Here is a 3,798-nt window from a genome sequence, read left to right as displayed (position 1 = left end):
ATTAATTTGGTTGCCGTCATCCCGCCTGCGTGATTCATACCCGTGAGTTTCAGGGGTATAACATGAGCAATCTATTCTGGTTGACTGACGAGCAGATGGCGCGGCTTCAGCCTTACTTTCCAAAGAGCCATGGTAAGCCGAGGGTTGATGATCGACGCGTTTTGAGTGGAATTATCTTCATCAATCGCAATGGGTTACGCTGGTCCGATGCGCCGCGCGAATATGGGCCGCCAAAGACACTGTACAATCGCTGGAAACGATGGAGCGATATGGGTGTGTTCGCTCGGATCATGAACGGGTTGGCTGCGCAGGGAACCGATCATAAGACCATCATGATTGACGCAACATACCTCAAAGCGCACCGCACGGCTTCCAGCCTGCGGTTGAAAAAGGGGGGCGTGGCAGGCTGATAGGGCGCACCAAGGGTGGCATGAATACGAAACTGCACGCTGTTACTGACAGTCTGGGACGCCCCATCCGCTTCTTCATATCCGCTGGGCAGGTGAGCGATTACACGGGCGCCAGGACTCTGGTGAACAGTCTGCCACCGGCTGACTGGCTGCTGGGAGATCGAGGCTATGACGCCGACTGGTTCCGCGAAGCCCTTAATGACAGGGGAATAAGGCCCTGTATCCCAGGTCGAAAGTCACGCGACAAGCCTGTCCGATACGACAAGCGCCGCTACAAACGACGCAACCGCATTGAGATCATGTTCGGACGCCTGAAGGATTGGCGGCGCGTCGCCACCCGATATGACAGATGCCCAAAGGTATTCCTCTCGGCCATCGCTCTCGCTGCTACAGTCCTATTCTGGCTGTAAATCAATGAGTCTGGAGCCTAAGGACGGTGAGAGCCGAACAAGCGTACTCTGTGTCTGACAAGCTCTTTAGTATTATCAAATGTTCAACTTAGTTGGGATTCAAACGACTATGGCAAGTCATAAAGTCCCAGAGCATTTCCATCCGGATCCGAAAACTCCGAAAAAGTTACAACATTTGGGATCTCAATTGCTTCTCCCATGTTAATGCCGAATTCTGCACCTGCAAGTTGAGTTGCCCTCATGTCATCAACCAAGAACCGAACTGCGGTTCCATATTCCTGTTGACCGTCTGTTTCAAAAATCTGGAACCAAACATTTGGCGCAACCTTAAATTCCACGACGCCTGGAACAGGGTTAATTACCTCAACGTCGGAACCAAACAGTTTAAGGTACCAATCTTCCGCAGCGGCAATGGAAGTCACTGGGACACCAACTGTAACTTCTTTGAAGGGCTCGCAAAAGGCAACGCTGCCCCAAATTGCGTATACTAGCAGATTTATTATCATCCCACGCATTAATCTTTTCCTCCGGTTAAATCCTCAGCAAGCATCAAAGCATTCCCATCCGGATCATAGAAAGTGGCTGTCTTGACCATGCCTTCCTCGACAATCGTTTCGCCATCAAATTCAACTTGGGCCTGTTCTAGTTTCTGCCGCGCAGCGTCTAAATCGGCGGTTCCAAAGACCGGTACGCAATTTCCGGGTGATGGCTTGGTATGCTCGCCTAGACCAATTGCAACGCCGGGTGTGTGTGTCTGAAGCTCTGACCAACCCGCCTCATCCGCATGGTACAACACCTCAAATCCTAACATCCTTTCATACCATTTCGCGCTTTCATGGCGATCGCTGACGGATAACGCGATAGTGATGGTTTCATCCAATGAAATGAGCGGCATAGGGTTTCCTTTTGATTCTAAGTATGGTAACTATACTTTATGGACATTTTGACGTTTGTCAACATTACTTCGAGGGCTTGGGCAATTCCCATTCTGTCCAATCTGCATGCAGGCGTTTCTGCCCGGCAAGCACCCTTATTGGCGGCGACTGGTGCGAGCAGGACATCCTTCGCACAGAGTATGAATCATTTGATTGCAATTGGGTTGCTGGAAATAAACCCCGGACATGGTCATCCGCTGCGACCAGAGTTCCGCCTCACACCTGCCGGAGTCACTGCCGCTGAAATCGCCTACAATGTTATTAGCGTTTCAAGGGAAGCAGATCAGAAATTGTTGAGACGTTCGTGGACGTTACCAATTCTGACATCGCTTCACACACCAAGCCACTTCAATGACATTAAGCGTAATTTACAGTCCATCACGGATCGGGCTTTGTCGCAATCTTTGAAAACATTGGAGGCTAGAAACTGGGTGCGCCGTAGTGTTGATGGGGCGGCTCGTCCTCCTAGGTCGCTTTATTTTGCTGTTAATACGGGTGAGGTGATAAGCGAAATCATCGGATCGGAAATTTCCCCCATTTCAGTTTAGGGTGCAGAATCTGCCAGAAGCTATGGCCATTTGTTAAAGTCCATGCAGGCTCAGAAATGCCCACACAAATATGATTTGATCAAGATTTTTCCCCTACCCATTGTCTGTTCGATTGTAGGCCATTTACGTTTTGTACAAACGTGATTTCAATGATGCTCTACTTATTTGCTTCGCTTCAACGCTTCCATAAGCGAGTTCTGGTCGAAACTCTTGGTGGCAAAAATCACGGGACGGTTCGTGCAATCGCGGCTCTCAGCACGCAAGAGCCAAATTTAGCCTGGGGGAATTATGGATGATACCTGCAACTCGCAGAGACTTGATGCGGGAGGAAATCGATGATGCTTGAATTTTTAGGACGTGTTTGAGCCGAGATGCCATAATGGTTAACCTAGAAAAATTGCCCACAAAAATATGCAACGACAAATTTCTTTGAGCGAGCGTTAGAGCTGAATGTTCTTTTTTTGAGAAACCGCCATTAGCAACATCAAAGCAAGCGTATTAAGCAGCAAACAACCAAACAAATCCTATAAAGCTTCAGCTACTCAACGTGCCTCGGGGCGGTCGAGAGAAAACTCTTCAAAATCTCAATCGAGTTCGGCTTTTGTTCTGCAAAGTGAGCCGGCCTCGCCAAGGCTGGGTTTTAGGTTCTGGACCAATTAATTTGGTTGCCGTCATCCCGCCTGCGTGATTCATACCCGTGAGTTTCAGGGGTATAACATGAGCAATCTATTCTGGTTGACTGACGAGCAGATGGCGCGGCTTCAGCCTTACTTTCCAAAGAGCCATGGTAAGCCGAGGGTTGATGATCGACGCGTTTTGAGTGGAATTATCTTCATCAATCGCAATGGGTTACGCTGGTCCGATGCGCCGCGCGAATATGGGCCGCCAAAGACACTGTACAATCGCTGGAAACGATGGAGCGATATGGGTGTGTTCGCTCGGATCATGAACGGGTTGGCTGCGCAGGGAACCGATCATAAGACCATCATGATTGACGCAACATACCTCAAAGCGCACCGCACGGCTTCCAGCCTGCGGTTGAAAAAGGGGGGCGTGGCAGGCTGATAGGGCGCACCAAGGGTGGCATGAATACGAAACTGCACGCTGTTACTGACAGTCTGGGACGCCCCATCCGCTTCTTCATATCCGCTGGGCAGGTGAGCGATTACACGGGCGCCAGGACTCTGGTGAACAGTCTGCCACCGGCTGACTGGCTGCTGGGAGATCGAGGCTATGACGCCGACTGGTTCCGCGAAGCCCTTAATGACAGGGGAATAAGGCCCTGTATCCCAGGTCGAAAGTCACGCGACAAGCCTGTCCGATACGACAAGCGCCGCTACAAACGACGCAACCGCATTGAGATCATGTTCGGACGCCTGAAGGATTGGCGGCGCGTCGCCACCCGATATGACAGATGCCCAAAGGTATTCCTCTCGGCCATCGCTCTCGCTGCAACGGTCCTATTCTGGCTGTAAATCAATGAGTCTGGAACCTA

The 3,798-nt window shown here is 50.6% G+C and carries 5 protein-coding genes; 3 read left to right on the top strand and 2 right to left on the bottom strand.

What is annotated here, in order from left to right; all coding sequences use genetic code 11:
* The first annotated feature begins 62 nt into the window (after window positions 1–62).
* Window positions 63–820, top strand: a protein-coding gene (locus tag AC2FJ5_RS21280; RefSeq protein WP_496794511.1) for an IS5 family transposase whose coding sequence is annotated in 2 segments (ribosomal slippage) — window positions 63–384 and window positions 384–820 — 759 coding nt in all. Because the reading frame shifts where the segments join, the coding sequence is not laid out codon by codon here.
* 107 nt (window positions 821–927) lie between these two features.
* Here AC2FJ5_RS21280 and AC2FJ5_RS21275 read toward each other — a convergent pair.
* Together AC2FJ5_RS21275 and AC2FJ5_RS21270 are read right to left on the bottom strand one after the other, a co-directional pair.
* Window positions 928–1,335: a VOC family protein gene (locus tag AC2FJ5_RS21275; RefSeq protein ID WP_496794514.1), complete on the bottom strand. Its 408-nt coding sequence runs from the start codon at window positions 1,333–1,335 to the stop codon at window positions 928–930.
* On the bottom strand, window positions 1,335–1,715 hold the full coding sequence (locus tag AC2FJ5_RS21270; protein ID WP_496794513.1) for a VOC family protein: 381 nt from the start codon (window positions 1,713–1,715) through the stop codon (window positions 1,335–1,337). The genes AC2FJ5_RS21275 and AC2FJ5_RS21270 overlap by 1 nt, the downstream gene beginning before the upstream one ends.
* A 39-nt stretch (window positions 1,716–1,754) precedes the next feature.
* Here AC2FJ5_RS21270 and AC2FJ5_RS21265 point away from each other — a divergent pair, with 39 nt between their 5' ends.
* Both AC2FJ5_RS21265 and AC2FJ5_RS21260 read left to right on the top strand, forming a co-directional pair.
* Window positions 1,755–2,303 (top strand): winged helix-turn-helix transcriptional regulator, encoded by a 549-nt coding sequence (locus AC2FJ5_RS21265; protein WP_496794512.1) that lies wholly within the window; start codon window positions 1,755–1,757, stop codon window positions 2,301–2,303.
* A gap of 717 nt (window positions 2,304–3,020) precedes the next feature.
* A protein-coding gene (locus tag AC2FJ5_RS21260) for an IS5 family transposase (RefSeq protein WP_496794511.1) occupies window positions 3,021–3,778 on the top strand; the annotation gives its coding sequence in 2 pieces (ribosomal slippage) (window positions 3,021–3,342 and window positions 3,342–3,778; 759 coding nt in all).
* Window positions 3,779–3,798 lie beyond the last annotated feature (20 nt).

This window comes from Ruegeria sp. CDSA221 (assembly GCF_059611825.1).
Note: the sequence above shows the minus strand (reverse complement) of the source record. Positions and strands in the feature narration are given on the sequence as shown.

Excerpts from the sequence above, each read along its gene's own strand:
- AC2FJ5_RS21275 (WP_496794514.1), bottom strand. The coding sequence starts at position 1,335 with ATGCGTGGGATGATAATAAATCTGCTAGTATACGCAATTTGGGGCAGC.
- AC2FJ5_RS21270 (WP_496794513.1), bottom strand. The coding sequence starts at position 1,715 with ATGCCGCTCATTTCATTGGATGAAACCATCACTATCGCGTTATCCGTC.
- AC2FJ5_RS21265 (WP_496794512.1), top strand. The coding sequence starts at position 1,755 with ATGGACATTTTGACGTTTGTCAACATTACTTCGAGGGCTTGGGCAATT.